Annotated in this window: 11 protein-coding genes; 3 read left to right on the top strand and 8 right to left on the bottom strand. The window is 70.8% G+C overall.

The annotated features are described in order from the left end of the window. Positions 1–104: 104 nt before the first annotated feature. The 6 genes from ACZ38L_RS20815 to ACZ38L_RS20790 form a co-directional block, all read right to left on the bottom strand. Complete coding sequence (locus ACZ38L_RS20815; protein WP_465695488.1) at positions 105–2114, bottom strand: glycoside hydrolase domain-containing protein; 2010 nt, start codon at positions 2112–2114, stop codon at positions 105–107. Between the two features lie 211 nt (positions 2115–2325). Then, a complete protein-coding gene (locus ACZ38L_RS20810) occupies positions 2326–4392 on the bottom strand; it encodes an ABC transporter ATP-binding protein (RefSeq protein ID WP_465695486.1) in 2067 nt (688 codons plus the stop codon). A gap of 3 nt (positions 4393–4395) precedes the next feature. After that, positions 4396–5316 carry an ABC transporter permease gene (locus ACZ38L_RS20805; protein ID WP_465695481.1) on the bottom strand — a complete coding sequence of 307 codons (921 nt, stop codon included), beginning with the start codon at positions 5314–5316 and terminating at the stop codon, positions 4396–4398. Further along, complete coding sequence (locus ACZ38L_RS20800) at positions 5316–6260, bottom strand: ABC transporter permease (RefSeq protein ID WP_396566413.1); 945 nt, start codon at positions 6258–6260, stop codon at positions 5316–5318. The genes ACZ38L_RS20805 and ACZ38L_RS20800 overlap by 1 nt, the downstream gene beginning before the upstream one ends. Before the next feature lie 46 nt (positions 6261–6306). After that, on the bottom strand, positions 6307–8169 hold the full coding sequence (locus ACZ38L_RS20795) for an ABC transporter substrate-binding protein (protein ID WP_465695477.1): 1863 nt from the start codon (positions 8167–8169) through the stop codon (positions 6307–6309). A 613-nt stretch (positions 8170–8782) separates the two neighbouring features. Then, the gene (locus ACZ38L_RS20790; protein ID WP_465695475.1) at positions 8783–9676 is read right to left on the bottom strand and encodes a LysR substrate-binding domain-containing protein; all 894 of its coding nucleotides are present in this window, start codon (positions 9674–9676) and stop codon (positions 8783–8785) included. Positions 9677–9820: 144 nt separating this feature from the next. Between ACZ38L_RS20790 and ACZ38L_RS20785 the strand changes: the two genes are divergently transcribed. Next, complete coding sequence (locus ACZ38L_RS20785) at positions 9821–10858, top strand: bile acid:sodium symporter family protein (protein ID WP_465695471.1); 1038 nt, start codon at positions 9821–9823, stop codon at positions 10856–10858. Between the two features lie 299 nt (positions 10859–11157). Next, a complete protein-coding gene (locus ACZ38L_RS20780) occupies positions 11158–12642 on the top strand; it encodes an APC family permease (RefSeq protein WP_465695468.1) in 1485 nt (494 codons plus the stop codon). A gap of 52 nt (positions 12643–12694) precedes the next feature. Here the strand turns inward: ACZ38L_RS20780 and ACZ38L_RS20775 are convergent, their stop codons facing one another. Both ACZ38L_RS20775 and ACZ38L_RS20770 read right to left on the bottom strand, forming a co-directional pair. Beyond that, positions 12695–13051 (bottom strand): cupin domain-containing protein, encoded by a 357-nt coding sequence (locus ACZ38L_RS20775; RefSeq protein WP_465695464.1) that lies wholly within the window; start codon positions 13049–13051, stop codon positions 12695–12697. A 92-nt stretch (positions 13052–13143) separates the two neighbouring features. After that, positions 13144–13845, bottom strand: a complete 702-nt coding sequence (locus ACZ38L_RS20770; protein WP_465695461.1) for a TetR/AcrR family transcriptional regulator — start codon at positions 13843–13845, stop codon at positions 13144–13146. A gap of 287 nt (positions 13846–14132) precedes the next feature. Here ACZ38L_RS20770 and ACZ38L_RS20765 point away from each other — a divergent pair, with 287 nt between their 5' ends. Then, complete coding sequence (locus ACZ38L_RS20765) at positions 14133–15527, top strand: NAD(P)/FAD-dependent oxidoreductase (protein WP_465695457.1); 1395 nt, start codon at positions 14133–14135, stop codon at positions 15525–15527. Positions 15528–15643: the final 116 nt, after the last annotated feature.

The following is a 15643-nucleotide window of genomic DNA, read 5'->3' as shown; positions in this document are numbered from 1 at the left end:
AATTCGGCAACCGTCCCAACAGACAGCCAAGAAGTTAGGGAAGGTGGGCCCCCCCCCGGCCCCCCCCCCCCGACACACCCTTCACCGAGCCCGGTCGGCCGACCTCAGTTGGCCGCGCCGTAGGTGCCGGAGGCCCAGAGCGCGCCGCCGGTCGTGGCGCCGCCGCCCTGGCGGTAGACGACCAGGTTGCCGTCGTCCTGCATGATCGCGTAGGCACCGGGGTTGTTCCAGGTGCCGGACGACCAGAGGGCGCCGCCCGCGCTCGGGCCGCCACCCTTGCGGTAGACGACGAAGTTCCCGTCTGTCTGCATGGTCACGTACGCACCGGAGTTGCCCGAGGTGTTGGTCGACCAGAGCACCGCGCCGTCGGCCTTGCGGTACATCACGAGGTTGCCGTCGGCCTGCATCATCAGCTCGGTCAGCTGCCCCGCCGTCCACTGCCCGGGGGCGAGGGACTGGCCGCCGTTGAGGGTCTGCGGGGCCTCACCGGTGCCGGAGGACCAGAGCGTGCTCCCGTTCGCGCCGGAGAGCACCACGTTGCCGCCGGTCTGCACCGTGACGGAGGCCCCGGGGTCGCCCCAGCTGCTGGTGGACCAGAGCGCCGCGCCGTTGGCGCTGTAGAGGACGAGGTTGCCGTCCCACTGCATCAGGAGGTAGGCGCCCGGGTTGCCCGAGGTGCCGGCGCTCCACATCGGCGCGCCCTGCGCCGAGCCGCCGGTGTTGGCGTAGGCGACCAGGTTGCCGTCGCTCTGCATGGTCAGCGTCATCGACGGGCTGCTGATGCTCTGGCCGGCCTCGAGTCGCTGCCCCGCCGTCATCACGGCGCCGGTGGCCGTGGAGCCGACGTTGACCGCGTTGTCGTCGATGTTCATCTGGACGCCGCCCCAGGTCTCGTTGACGCCGCCGGCGTACTGGTGGACCCGGCGGTAGGCCGGCCAGTAGGTGGGGCCGGGCAGGCCCATGCCCGCGTCGGAGGTGTCCTGCGAGGAGTTCCAACTCCCCGACCAGATCACGTCGGGGCGCGGGAAGGTACTGACGTTGTACTGCGAGGCGACGTCGGCGATCCCGCTGTTGGCGCTGGAGTAGACGCCGGACCGGTAACCGGCGTTGTGCAGGCCCGCGGTCCAGCCGGACAGGTAGGCGAGCACCCGGGCCTTGAAGAGCGCGGAGTTGTAGGCCTCCATGTCGTTGTAGAGCACGGCGCCCGGGGTGAAGCCGAGCGCGGCGGCCTTGGTCACGGCGTCCGCCGCGTCCGCGGCGCCCTGGTTGGTGGCGGTCGGCAGGTCGGCGGAGATCAGCGCGGAGCCGGTCGCGGCCTGCTGGCCGGCGTACATGGGCAGGAACGACCAGCCCTGGGCCGCCTGGGCCGCGACCCAGCCGGGGGTCAGGTTCGGCTGGGCGCAGGTCTGCGCGGGGCCACCGATGTAGATGCCGACCGACTGGTACGGCGAGGCGCCACCGGACCAGGCCGTCATGGCCGCGGCCGAGGGGGCCGTGCAGGTGTCGAAGCCCTTGCCGCCGGCGTCGGTGCTCGGAACGGTGCTGGTGGCCGCGCGCGACGACCGCCCGGCGACGGACGGACGGGCCGGCGCGGCGGCGGACGGACCGGCGGCGGACGGCGTGCCGTGCACGGTCGCCCCGGCCAGGATCGCGTTCACCTGCTGCGGCGAGGTGCCGTAGCTGGCCGTCACCTCGAGCCCCGTGCCGCGCAGTTCGGCCTGCAGCTGGTGGCCACCGGCCCCGGCCGCCAGGACGGACGGCGGCAGCGGCGACCCGGGCGCGACCACCGGCGCGGCCGGCACGCCCGGGGCCGGCGCCGGCACGGGCTGGATCAGCAGGGCGTCGGTCCGGCCGACCCCCAGGTCGGCCGGGCAGTTCTGGTCGGCCGACGGCGTCCCGAGGTAGACCACGTTCCGGTCGAAGCGGATGCAGCTGTGCGGATCCTGCGCGAGGTCCACCACCTGCCAGCTGCCGGGCACCCGGACCTGGTAGCCCTGGTACGCGACGGTTCGGCTGCCGGCCGTCCCCTCGGCCTGCGCCCCGGGAACGGCGACGGACAACGCCGCTCCGGCGAGAAGAACGACAGCGGTGCTACTGGCCAAGCGTGTTGGCATGACGGAGACTCCCCCACCCCTTCAGTGAATGCGCGACGACAGTTGATCGCACAGATGTCCGATCATATGTGGCGATCCGGCGTACCCGCACACAACTGTTCGCAAGTTGCCGGGGGATCCTGACGCCTCGTCCGCCCGGCTGGTAGCACGGCTGTCGAAGCGGAGCGGGCGGGGTGCTCCCGGGCACCCCGCCCGCTGACGAGCCGCCCGCTCAGGCCTGGTCGGCGGCCGGCTCCCGGAGCGGGAAGTGGCAGGCGGCCAGGTGGCTCTCCGGGCCGAAGGGCCTCAGCGGCGGTTCGGTGGTCGCGCAGACCTCCTGCGCCGCCGCGCACCGGGTGCGGAAGCGGCAGCCGGACGGCGGGTCGATCGCCGAGGGCAGCTCGCCGGCGACGCCGTGGCTGCTCTTGGCCTTCTCCACCACCGGGTCGGCCACCGGGATGGTGTCCAGCAGACCCCGGGTGTAGTGGTGCGCCGGGAACGCGTACACCGACTCGGCCGGGCCGACCTCCACCAGCTTGCCCAGGTACATCACCCCGATCCGGTCGGCCAGGTAGCGGACCACCGAGAGGTCGTGCGAGATGAACAGGTACGACAGGCCGAACTCGCCCTGCAGGTCGCGCATCAGGTTGAGCACCTGCGACTGGATCGACACGTCCAGCGCGGAGACCGGCTCGTCCGCCACGATCAGCTTGGGCTGCAACGCCAACGCCCGTGCCAGTCCGACGCGTTGGCGCTGCCCGCCGGAGAACTCGTGCGGATAGCGCTCCAGCGCCGTCTTCGGCAGCCCGACCACGTCGAGCAGCTTCCTGATCCGACCGTCGCGTTCGGCCGGGGTGCCGTCCCGGTGGATGTCCAGCGGCTCGCGCATGATGGACCGCACCGGCATCCGCGGGTTCATCGCCGCGTAGGAGTCCTGGAACATCAACTGCACGTCCCGGCGTACCCGTCGGCGCTCGGCCCGCGGCAGCTGCGTGAGGTCCCGGCCCGCGAAGAGCAGGCTGCCGGCGGTGGGCGTCTCCAGACCCACGATGAGCTTGCCGACCGTGGTCTTGCCACAGCCGGACTCGCCGACCAGGCCGACCGTCTCGCCCTGATGGACCGTCAGCGAGACGTCCGCCACCGCGCTGACCGCGCCCACCGCCCGGCGCAGCAGCAGGCCGGAGGTCACGGGGTAGTCCTTGACCAGGTGCTCGACCCGCAACAGCGGCTCACCGGGCGGGGTTCGCCGGTCCACCACCGGGGTTCGCCCGGGCTCGGCGGTCGGTGCCGGATCGACCACCCCGACCGGGGGCCGCGCGGACGGCAACTCGACCTCGCCGACCGGGAAGAAACAGGTGTACCGGTGCTCCGGCACGTCCCCGGTCAGCGGGGGCTCGCTCGCCGTGCAGGCGTCGGTCGCGTACCGGCAGCGCGCGGCGAACCGGCAGCCCTCCGGCGGCCTGGTCAGGTCCGGCGGCAGACCCGGGATCGAGTAGAGCCGCTCACCGGACTCGGCACCGCGTTCCGGCAGCGAGGCGAACAGCGCCTCGGTGTACGGGTGCCGGGGATTGGCGTAGAGCGCCTCGGTCCGGGTGGTCTCCACCACCTTCCCCGCGTACATCACCGCGATCTGGTCGGCCCGCCCGGCGATCACACCCAGGTCGTGGGTGACCAGGATGACCGCCATCCCGAGCCGCTGCTTCAACTCGTCGATGAGCTCCAGGATCTGCTTCTGGATGGTGACGTCGAGCGCGGTGGTCGGCTCGTCGGCGATCAGCAGCTTGGGCTCGTTCGCCAAGGCCATGGCGATCATGGCGCGTTGGCGCATCCCGCCGGACAGCTCGTGCGGGTAGACCCCCGCACGCTGCGCCGGACTGGGCATCCCGACCAACGACAGTGCCTCGACGGCGCGTTCGTGCGCCTCCCGCTTGGAGACCCGGCGGTGGATCCGCACCGACTCGGAGATCTGCCGGCCGATGGTCATGGTCGGATTGAGCGAGGTGGTCGGGTCCTGGAAGATCATGCCGATCTCGTTGCCGCGGACCCGGTCCATCTCCTCGTCACCGAGATGAAGCAAGTCCCGTCCCTGTAGCAGGACTTGACCGCCGACCACCTCACCGCCGTTGGGCAGCAGCCGCATGACGGACATCGCGGTCATGGTCTTGCCGCAACCCGACTCGCCGACGATGCCGAGGGTCTCCCCCACGTCCACGCTGAGGCTGACCCCGTCCAGGGCGTGCACCACCGAACGCTTCAGCCGGATCTCGGTACGCAGATCGATCAGTTCGAGGAGTGCCACGGCTCACCGCTTCTGCAGACGGGTTTCGAAGGCGTCGCGCAGCGCGTCGCCGATCACGTTGAAGGACAGGATGATCAGGATGATCAGCGCGGCCGGCGGATAGATCATCCACCAGTAGCCCGAACTGGCGAAGCTGGTGCCGATGTCGAGCATGCCGCCCAGGTCGTTGTTGGGCGCCTGGAGGCCGAGCCCGATGTAGCTGAGGGTGGAGAGCGCGAAGACCGCGTCGGCGATCGAGAACGTGGTGTTGACGATCGTGGTGCCGATGGTGTTCGGCAGGATGTGCTTGAAGATGATCCGCCGGCCGCCGGCCCCCATCATCCGCGACGCGGAGACGTAGTCGCGGACCTTGACGGCCAGCGCCTCGCCGCGGACCAGGCGGGTGATGCCGAACCAGGAGGTGAAACCCACCTCCAGGATCAGCATCGTCTTGCTCTTCCCGTAGACGCTGCTGAGGTAGATCAGCAGGAAGATCAGCGGGAACGACATCAGCGAGTCGATGACCCGCATCATCAGCGCGTCGAGCCAGCCACCCAGGTAGCCCGCGACGGCGCCGTAGAGCGCGCCCGCGAACGCCGCGATCAGACCGGCTGCCAGCCCGATCTCCAGGCTGGTCTGCCCGCCGACCATCAGCTTGCCGAGCTCGTCGAGGCCGTAGTTGTCGGTACCCAGCGGGTGCCCGCCGCCCGGCGCCCGGGTGACGGCGTCGAGGTTCACCACCGAGGTGTCCGAGTGGTAGAACAGCGGTCCGAGGAAGCAGAAGGCCGTGATCGCCACCAGGATGCCGACGGCGACCAGCGCCAGCCGGTTCTCGGCGAAGACCTCCCAGCCGCGCCGGAGCAGCGAGCGGGGCTTCTCGGCCGGTTCCGTGCCCGGTGCCGCGGCGGCGGGCGGGTCGGCCGTCGGGTCGGTCGTCAGCGTCATCAGGTGAGCCTCACTCGTGGGTCCAGCACCGCGTAGCCGAGGTCGGCCAGCAACGACCCGATCACCGTGACCACCGCGGTCAGCAGGGTCGCCGCCAGCGTGATGCTGTAGTCGTTCTGCAGCGCCGCGCGGGTGGTCAGCAGGCCGATGCCCTGGATGTTGAAGACGTACTCGACGATCAGCGCGCCGCCGACCAGGGCCGGCATCGAGAGGCCGACCAGGGTGACCATCGGGATCAGCGCGTTGCGCAGCACGTGGGCGTAGAGGGTGCGACGGCGGGAGGCGCCCTTGGCCTTGGCGGTCCGCACGTACTCCTGGGTGATCTGGTCCAGCACGCCGGAGCGCATGTAGCGGCTGTAGCCGGCCACCGTGGTGATGGTCAGGGTGAGCACCGGCAGGAAGATCGCCTCGGGGTGGGTCAGCGCCTCCCCGAAGGTGGAGACCTGGTTCTGCACCGAGACCCACTTGAGGTCGTCCTCGAACCACTGCTGGATCAGGAACCCGATGAAGAAGGTCGGCACCCCGTACGCGACGAAGGAGAAGACCGTGAACGCGTGGTCCAGCCCGCTGTTGCGCCGGGTGGCCTGGATCATGCCCATCGGGACGGCGATGAGCAGCGCCAGCAGCAGCGCGGCGCCGACGATGAAGGCGGACGCGCCGAGCGCGTTGAACAGCAGGTCGGAGACCGGGCGTTGTTGGGTGTAGTCGAAGCCCAGGTTGCCGTGCAGCAGGCCGTCCAGCCAGGTCCAGTACTGCACGTAGACCGGGCGGTCGAGGCCCATCTGGTGGGTGAGGTGGGCGATGTTCTCCGGGGTGGCGTGCGAGCCGAGGATCGCTCGGACCGGGCCACCCGGCATGAGCTGCATCAGGCCGAAGGAGATGACGGTGACCAACAGCACCGTCACCAGGGCCTGGAGCAGCCGACGGATGAGGTAGGCGGTCACCGCGTCCCCCCGAGGGGGGACGCGGCGGGCCGGTCGGATGTGGTCGTCATTTGGTGTAGTACCAGTACTCCGGCTCGTAGCCCTGGAACGGGTCACCCGCGTCGATGTGCAGGTTCTTGACGACTTCGTAGACCGTCAGCTGGTTGGGGTTGTAGATCACCGGCTGGTCACCGGCGAGGTAGTCCTCGTAGGCGTACATGTCGTTGACGTCGCTGCCGGAGGTGGTCTTGACGATCAGCTGGTCCAGCTTCGGGTCGGAGAAGCTCCAGATGTTCGGGCCGGCGCCGGTGGCGAAGAGCGCGTCACCGGTCGGGTAGTAGTCGGGCGAGTAGACCCAGCCGCCGTAGAGCAGCGCCTGCCACTGGCAGCCGGCGGGCTGGGCGGAGGTGCAGGCCACGCCCTCGTTGCCGATGGTGTTCTGGGTCTGGCTGACCGTGTTGATGGCGATGCCGGCCTTGGCGGCGTCGGAGCGCATGTCGGCCGCCATGGTGTCCAGCGAGGCCTGCCCGGACGGGTAGTCCAGGGTGAACGCGGCCTTGGTGCCGGCGGCGATGCCGGCGCCGCACTGGTTCGGTCCGGTGCCCGGGGAGGTGCAGGTGGCCGGGGTGCTGCCGGTGTCCCAACCATGGCTGCTCAGCAGCTGCTTGGCGGCACTCGGGTCAAAGGTGGCCTGCTCGGACTGGCTCTTCGGGGAGAGCGGGTTGCCGGCCGGCTTGGCGGGCACGGCGCCGGTGCTCGGGTAACCCCAGCCCTTCCAGATGCCGTTGATCATGCCCTGCTGGTCCACGGTGTCCTGGATCGCCTTGGTGAAGTAGTTCTGCTTGAACAGCGGGCCCACGTTCGGGTTGGCGAAGTTGATCTGGTAGTAGGAGATCTCGTCCAGGTAGGTGGCGTTCGGCACGTAGTAGCCCACGCTGCTCAACGGGTTGCCGGCGTCCGGGTTCTGGGCGTTGTACGGCGCGGTGTCCTCGGCCGGCAGGTAGCCGTAGTCGATGGCGTTGGCGCCGCTGCTGCCGGCCTTCAGGTCCGCGTACTCGGTGGTGTCCGAGGTGTAGGGGACGAAGTCGACCTCGTCCAGGTACGGCTTCTGCGGGCCGGAGTAGCTGGTGTTGGGCACCACGTCGTAGGCGCCGGAGCTGCCGTTGTAGCTCTTCAGCTTCCACGGGCCGTCGACCACGGACCAGATCGGGCTGCCGACGTAGCTGGCACCCTTGGTGGACTCCACGCTGAGGTAGGCGTAGTCGGCCGCGCAGTCGGTCTTGGCGGCCGCCGAGCCGAACGCGTCGGTCGCGCAACTCCCCTTCTTCCCGGCGCCGGTGAGGTCCCAGGCGAGCGGCATCGGGGTGATCTGGCTGAGCTCGTCGTCGAGGAACCAGGTCTGGCTGACCTGGGTGTTCAGGGTCAGCGTCACGGTCTGGCCGGAGGCGGTCGCCGAAGCGATGTTGTCGGGGAAGTACTTGGCGCCGATCGCCGGGTTCGGCTGGGTGTAGTAGGCGCTGTTGGCGGTCTCCGCCTCGGCCATGTTGATCCAGAACAGCACGTCCTGGGCGTCGACGGGCTCGCCGTTGGACCACTTCCACGGCTTGACCTGGAAGGTGACGGTCTTTCCGTCCGCACTCCAGGTGGGGGTGTCACCGATCGACACGTCCGGGTCGAGGGTGACCTTGTCGTCCAACCCCCAGAAGTACAGCGGCCGGTACATCAACTCCTGGAACTGACTGGTGTTCACCGTACTGACCTGGGCCGGGGTGTCGAACGGCCAGATCGCGTCGGGGAAGGTGGACGGCGACTCGGCGACCCGCACCACACCACCCTGGGTCGGCGCGCCGGTCGGGCCGCTGCCCGCGTTGTTGCCACCTCCTCCGCCGCCACCACAGGCCGCGGTGGTCGCAACCGCCGCGAGCAGCACCGCCGCCTTCCTCAACCTCCGTGGTCCCACGGGTATCGCCATTCCGGACACGCCCCTCTCCACACGTGAACAACAACGTTGCCGTTCGCCGTCGTTGCGGCGACGGATGTCGCGATCGAGCGCACGCTCGGCAGGCCCACCGGCGGGAGGCACACTCCCGCGCCGACCGGGGCCTGCTGATCATCAAGTGATCGTCAGAGCTTGGTTACTGACTTTTCGTCAGACCTGCGCTTGGCAAGATCCAGGCGCGTCTTGACCTTCGAAGTCCCACTCGGGACTCCCCCCTTCACTGGGTACGGCTAATCCCAACCCCCCGTGTTGGTACCTAGTTAGACGGATATCCCAGACGGAGAGAAGAGCCCGGGACGATTCCGACTGATTACGGTTCCATCAAGGAGTGCGCCCGGTGGCGGGGGCGGAGTCCGCGAACGGGCCGGGCACGGGAGAGGAACGGGAGGTCAGGAGTGGTGTCCTGGTGTTCGGGGGGCGGCCGGCCCGGTCCAGCCGGCAAGAGCACCGCATCCGAACACTTCCGCAACGAGCGGCCGGGAGGCCCGCGTTCGACGCACTCGCGGACCGGGTGCGGATCAGGCCCGGCCCGCGGCGGGGGCCGTCAGCGCGGCGGGTGCAGGCGGTCGCCGCCCGCCAGGATGGCGTCGGCCAGGGCGGCGGCCGGGCCCCGGGCGGTGGTGCGGCCGGTACTGAGGACGAACTCGGTGGCGCCGAGGTCGGGCAGCCCGGACTTCGGCGGCAGGGCGCGCAACCCGGCCGGGATCATGCCCTGGGCGTGGGCCACCACGCCCAGGCCGGCCAGCGCGGCGGCCCGCACGCCGGAGAGGCTCGCGCTGGTGCAGGCTATGCGCCACGGCCGTCCGGCCCGGTCCAGCACGTCCAGGGCGCGGGTCCGGGTGATGCTGGGCGGCGGGTAGACGATCAGCGGGACGGGCTGGCCGCGGTCGGGGCGGTAGTCCTCGGCGCCGATCCAGACCAGCCGGTCGCGCCAGACCAGCCGGTCCGCCGCGTGGCCCGGCCCCGGGCCGGTCCCGTCCGCCGACCCGTCCGGCGAACGCTTGCCGAGCACCAGGTCGAGCCGGCCGTCGGCGAGCTGCTCGTACAGCACCGCGCTGCGGCCCACGGTCAGCTCCAGGTCGACCTCGGGGTGGCCACGCCGGAAGGTCCGCAGCAGCTGCGGCAGCTCGGTCAGCACGAAGTCCTCGGACGCCCCGAACCGGACCCGGCCGCGCACCGGGGTGCCGGCGAAGTACGCGGCGGCCTGCTCGTGCGCCTCGAGGATCGCCCGGGCGAAGCCGAGCATCGCCTCACCCTCGGCGGTGAGCTGCACGGAGTGGGTGTCCCGGTGGAAGAGCCGCCGCTCGGTCGTCTCCTCCAGCCGCCGGACGTGCTGGCTGACCGTGGACTGCCGCAGCCCGAGCCGCTGGGCGGCGCGGGTGAACCCGCCGGTCTGGGCGACCGCGAGGAAGGACCTGAGCTGGACCGGATCGAACACACTTCCACTGTACTGTGGTTATCATATTTCGTGATTACAGTGAGTCCATTGAGCGGGATTCACAATCAGCGGGCCGGCGGCAAGGCTGGGGGTACCCGAAGCACCCCCGAATTCCACCCCGAACCCTGCCCGCGGAGAGTACCCATGCCCGGCCCGAAGCCGACCCGACGCCTGCCCGTGGATCCCTTCATCACCGCGTTGCTCTGCACGGTGGGCCTGGCCCTGCTGCTCCCCGCCAGAGGGGCGGCGGCACCGGCCGTCTCGGACGCGGCCGTCGTCGCGGTCGGGCTGCTCTTCTTCCTCTACGGGGCGCGGCTGTCGGCCCGCGAGGCACTGGACGGGCTACGGCAGTGGCGACTGCACGGACTGGTCCTCGCCGTCACCTTCGGACTCTTCCCGCTGCTCGGCGTGGCGAGCCGGGTGTTCGTCCCGACGCTGCTGCCCCAGCAGCTCTACCAGGGGATGCTCTTCCTCTGCCTGCTGCCGTCCACCGTGCAGTCCTCGATCGCCTTCACCTCGATCGCCCGCGGCAACACCGCGGCCGCGGTGTGCAGCGCGACCTTCTCCAGCCTGTTCGGCATCGTGGTCACCCCGCTGCTCGCCGCCCTGCTGCTCAGCACCCACGGCGGCGGGATCAGCGCGGGTTCGGTGCTGGGCATCGTCGAACAGCTGCTGCTCCCCTTCCTGGCGGGCCAGTTGCTGCGCCGCTGGATCATCGGCGTGCTGACCCGGCACCGCCGGATCCTCGGCCTGGTGGACCGCGGCTCGATCCTGCTGGTGGTCTACAGCGCCTTCAGCGAGGCCGTGGTGGGCGGTGTCTGGGGACAGGTGTCGCTGCCCCGGCTCGGGGTGCTCGCGCTGCTGGAGGCGGCGCTGCTGGCGGTGGTCCTGACCTCGACCACGCTGCTCGCCCGCCGGCTCGGCTTCGACCGGCGGGACCGGACGGCGATCGTCTTCTGCGGCTCCAAGAAGAGCCTGGCCGCCGGCGTCCCGATGGCCACCGTGCTCTTCCCCGGCCCGTCCCTTGGCCTGATCGTGCTGCCGCTGATGCTCTTCCACCAACTGCAGCTGATGGTCTGCGCCGTGCTGGCCCGCCGCTGGGGTGCCGCCGCGGAGGCGGCGGAGGAGCCCGGACCGGCCCTGGTCGCGGCCGACCGGAGCCTCGAACCGGCCTCCGACTGACGGGAGTTCGGACCTCGCAGGTCGCCGACTCGTGCACCGGCCGCCGGATGGCCCAGAATATGCGTCGAGCATGGTGTCAAGCGGACTTCCGGACGTTTGACACTCTGCTTGATTGTCGCGGGCCCGGGGCAGGACCGAGACTCTAGAGGCACTGCTGATCAAGCACCGGGCGGTCCTTCGCCGGTGCCGGCGTGCACACACCGCCGTCCTGCCCCAGCGGCCGAGCCCCGCTCGCCCGACCTCGGCAACCGAGGTCGGGCGAGCCGACGTTACAGAGGTGACCATTGACGACGATACGCGTGGATCAGTCGGTACGGCGCTGGTCGGCGCCCCGGCGAGTGCGGCTGCTGCCCCTGGTCGCCCTCATCTTCTTCAGCGTCTCCGGCGGCGCCTACGGGATCGAGCAGCTCTTCTCCACCTCCGGTCCCGGCATGGCCGTGCTGCTGATCATCGTCACCCCGCTGATCTACAGCGTGCCGCACGCCCTGGTCTGCGCCGAACTCGGCACCACCATCCCGGTCGAGGGTGGCTACTACCACTGGGTCAAGAAGGGCCTGGGCAAGTTCTGGGGCTTCCAGCAGGGAATGCTGCAGTGGATCTGCAGCTTCGTCGACATGGCGCTCTATCCCGTGCTCTTCACCAGCTACCTGCAGAGCCTGGTGGGGGCGGTGGCGCCCGGCAAGCACGTCCTGTTCACGCTGGGACACCTGCAGTTCGACCTGAACTGGTTCATCTGTCTCGCGGTGATCGTGGTCTTCACGCTGCTGAACCTGCTCGGCGCGGGCTGGGTGGGCGAGTCCTCGGTGGTGTTCGCGCTGATCTGCCTGACCCCGATGGTGATCCTCAGCGCCGTCGGCATCGCGCACCTGATCGGCCACGGCATCAACCCGATCGGGTCGATGACCAGCGGTTCCGGCCAGTCGATGGCGAAGGCGTTCGGCTCCGGGCTGTTCATCGTGATGTGGAACTACTCCGGCTGGGACAGTGTCTCCAACGTGGCCGGGGAGATGGAGAATCCGCGCAAGCACCTGCCCCGGGCGCTCTCCATCGCGGTGGTACTGATCATGGTCGGCTACCTGCTGCCCGGCATCGGCTCGCTGTCCGTCGGCCCGGGCGGTGACCACGGCTGGAAGAACTGGCAGACCGGGTCGTTCTCCGACGTCGCCAAGGTGCTGGCCGGGCCGTGGCTCCAGGTGGCCGTCACGGTCGGCGGCATGTTCGCGGCGGTCGCGATGTTCTCGGCGCTGCTCGCCTCCAACACCCGACTGCCGTTCGTGCTGGCCCAGGACGGCTACTTCCCGCGCTGGGTGGCGAAGGAGACCAGGCGCTACCGGATGCCGATCGTCTCGATCATCGGCTCCTCGGTGATCTACGCGCTGTTCTGCCTGAGCAGCTTCACCAACCTGGTCATCTTCGACGTCTTCCTCACCAACCTCGGGATCCTGCTGGAGGTCGCCGCGCTGATCGCGCTGCGGATCAAGGAGCCCACGCTGCCGCGGCCGTACCGGATCCCGGGTGGCTGGTTCAGCATCGCCGGCATCGTGGCCTGCCTGCTGAGCATCTGCTCCTGGGCCGCCTGGCAGCAGTACACGCAGAACGGCACCAAGGCGGTCACCTACTGCCTGGTGATCGTCGGTGGCTCCTGCCTGCTCTACCTGCCGCTGGAGCTGTGGCGGGCCCGGAAGGCCCGGATCGATCCGGAGCTGGACCGCAGCCCGGGCAGCCCGGGGTACACGCGCTGGCTGGACGAGGCGCTCAACCCCGAGGTGGCCGGGCGCGGTTGAGTCCGCCGATCCGCCTCCGGGGCAGGGCCGCCAAACCAGCCCCGGAGGCAGGTCAGTCGTCCGCGCCCAGGGTGATCGTGTAGACCTTCCGGAGGGTCTCGTGCACCGTCCAGACCGTACGGTCGCCCGCGTGCAGGCGGGCCAGGTCCCCGGGGCCGACCTCCAGGGTGGGGCCGTCCGCGATCTCGACGGTGGCCCGGCCACTGAGCACCACGAACAGCTCGTCGGCCTCGGTGTCCGTCACCACGCCCGGCGTGATCTGCCAGACTCCGCGCAGCTGCCGGCCGTCCGCGGACTCCCAGAGCACCTTTCCGGTGACCCGGGGATCGCCGGAGACCACCTGCGACGGGTCCAGCGGTTCCGGGTCGAGGTCGAGGTCGGGCACGTGCAGCGCGTAACTGTTGGTCATGATCCGACGCTATCCACTCCCGCTCGGAGCCGGAGACGCCACAGTGTTTCGTTCCGGCCGGCTGGGCTGACAGGTCGTAAGCCCCGGCCGGGCTAGTCCACCGGGGCGAGCTCGGCCAGCGCGCCCAGGAACAGGTCCAGGGTGCTGGGGAAGGCGGAGACCGCCATGCTCCGCTGGAGGCCCCGCGCACAGGCCGCGATGTGCGGGAAGCGCTCGGCCGGAAGCCTGCCGTAGGTCGAGGCCCAGGCCTCGTCGTCGGCCCGCGCGGCCTCCGGCGGCAGGGTCTCGAAGCCCGCGTCCAGGGCTGCGAAGCCCAGCACCAGGTCGACGAAGCAGTGGTAGTGGTGGGCGGCCGCGTCGGGCTCGAACCCGGCCGAGCGCAGCGCCCCGAGGCCGAGCTCGACCGTCCGGATCTCGTGCGGACGCCGGGTCACCCGGGTGGCGGAGAGCACCGCGACGTGCGGGTGGGCGAGGCTGACCGCGTGCAGCCGCAGGCCCAGGTCGCGCAGGGTCAGCCGCCAGTCCGCGCTGGGCTCGAAGCCCGCCAGGCTGCGGCCGATCAGCTCGTCCGCGATGGCCAGCATCAGGTCGTCGGTGCTGCGGAAGTACCGGTAGATCGAGGACGGGTCGGCGCCGAGCGCGGCGCCGAGCCGGCGGACCGTCAGCGCCGCCGCGCCGTGCTGGCCCATCAGGCGGATCGCCGTCTCGACGATCAGCTGGTCGGAGAGGATCGTCCCCGCGCGGGTCGGCCGGCTGCGCCGCCGGTCCCGCGGTATCCGTGACTCCGCTCCCACGTCACCCTCCGGTCCGATTGTCCGAATTGCTCCAGTGGCGCGAGCTTATGACAACACCATTGACATTGTCCCGGTCTCGGATGTCTGATGGCGCTCATCGCAGCCGCACGTCCGCCGCCGGGCTCCGCCAACCCGGCCGTCCCCCGCCGCCGAGGGACCGTACGGACCGGGGTACCGACCGCCTCCCCCACGGTGTGCCACTTCGCCCGCCGACCCGCGCGGCTCCACCCCCTCCGCCGCGACACCCCCATCCCCCGTGCCCTCCTGTGCACAGAAGGAAGCCACCCATGGATCCCGCCCGCTCCCTGCAGGACGCCAAGCCCACCCCGTTCTGGCTGGACGACCCCGCGCGGCCGGAGCCGCAGTCCGCGCTGGTCGGGGACGTCCGCTGCGACCTGCTGGTGGTCGGCGGCGGCTACAGCGGCCTGTGGACCGCGCTGATCGCCAAGGAACGCGACCCCGCGCTCGACGTGGTGCTGATCGAGGGGCACGAGGTCGGCTGGGCGGCCTCCGGACGCAACGGCGGCTTCTGCGCGGCCAGCCTGACCCACGGCCTCGGCAACGGGCAGCAGCGCTGGCCCGGCGAGCTGGACCGGCTGGAACGGCTCGGCGCCCGGAACCTGCAGTCGATCGAGGACAGCGTCAAGCGCTACGGCATCGACTGCGACTGGGAGCGCACCGGCGAGATCGACGTCGCGACCGAGCCGTACCAGGTCGAGGAGCTGCGGGAGGTCGCCGAGCTCGCGGCCCGGTTCGGCGGCGACTACGCCGTGCTGGACACCGACCAGATCCGCGCCGAGGTCAACTCCCCCACCTTCCTCGGCGGGCTCTGGGACAAGGACGGCGTCGCCATGGTCAACCCGGCCAAGCTCGCCTGGGGGCTCAAGCAGGCCTGCCTGGACCAGGGCGTGCGGATCTTCGAGCACACCCGGGCCACCGCGCTCGCCGAGAGCGGCCCCGGGATGGCCGTCCGCACGCCGTACGGCCGGATCCTCGCGCGCCGGGTGGCGCTCGGCACCAACGCCTTCCCGGCACTGGTCCGGCGGGCCCGGCTGTACACCGTGCCGGTGTACGACTACGCGCTGATGACCGAGCCGCTCGACGCCGAGCAGCTCGCCTCGATCGGCTGGCGGAACCGGCAGGGGCTGGGCGACAGCGCCAACCAGTTCCACTACTTCCGGTTGTCGGCGGACAACCGGATCCTCTGGGGTGGCTACGACGCCGTCTACCACTACGGTGGCCGGGTGCGCGCCGAGCACGACCAGCGGCCGCAGACCTACCGGACGCTGGCCACCCACTTCTTCCGGACCTTCCCGCAGCTGGCGGGCCTGCGCTTCACCCACGCCTGGGGTGGTGCGATCGACACCTGCACCCGGTTCTCCGCCTTCTTCGACACCGCGCACCGGGGCCGGGTCGCCTACGCGGCCGGCTACACCGGGCTCGGGGTGGGGGCCACCCGGTTCGGCGCCGAGGTGATGCTCGACCTGCTGGCCGGGCGGCGGACCGAGCGGACAACGTTGGAGATGGTGCGCCGCAAGCCGCTGCCGTTCCCACCGGAGCCGGTGCGCTGGGCCGGGATCGAGCTGACCCGCTGGTCGCTCGACCGGGCCGACCGCAACGACGGGCGGCGCAACCTGTGGCTGCGGACGATGGACCGGCTGGGTCTCGGCTTCGACAGCTGAAGCGGGTGGGTGGCGCCCGGGGAACGAAAGGGCACCCCCCCCCCCCCGGCTTGCCGCGACAACCCCCTAAGCCGAAACCCCCCCCCCACCCCCCCTCCCCGCCCCCCCCCCCCTCC

Source organism: Kitasatospora sp. NPDC024654, assembly GCF_055559155.1.
This window is presented reverse-complemented; position numbering and strand designations above follow the sequence as displayed.

Bases quoted from the DNA above. Each gene is read 5' to 3' on its own strand.
- ACZ38L_RS20765 (WP_465695457.1), top strand. From the start codon at position 14,133: ATGGATCCCGCCCGCTCCCTGCAGGACGCCAAGCCCACCCCGTTCTGG.
- ACZ38L_RS20785 (WP_465695471.1), top strand. From the start codon at position 9,821: ATGCCCGGCCCGAAGCCGACCCGACGCCTGCCCGTGGATCCCTTCATC.
- ACZ38L_RS20805 (WP_465695481.1), bottom strand. From the start codon at position 5,316: ATGACGCTGACGACCGACCCGACGGCCGACCCGCCCGCCGCCGCGGCA.
- ACZ38L_RS20775 (WP_465695464.1), bottom strand. From the start codon at position 13,051: ATGACCAACAGTTACGCGCTGCACGTGCCCGACCTCGACCTCGACCCG.
- ACZ38L_RS20815 (WP_465695488.1), bottom strand. From the start codon at position 2,114: ATGCCAACACGCTTGGCCAGTAGCACCGCTGTCGTTCTTCTCGCCGGA.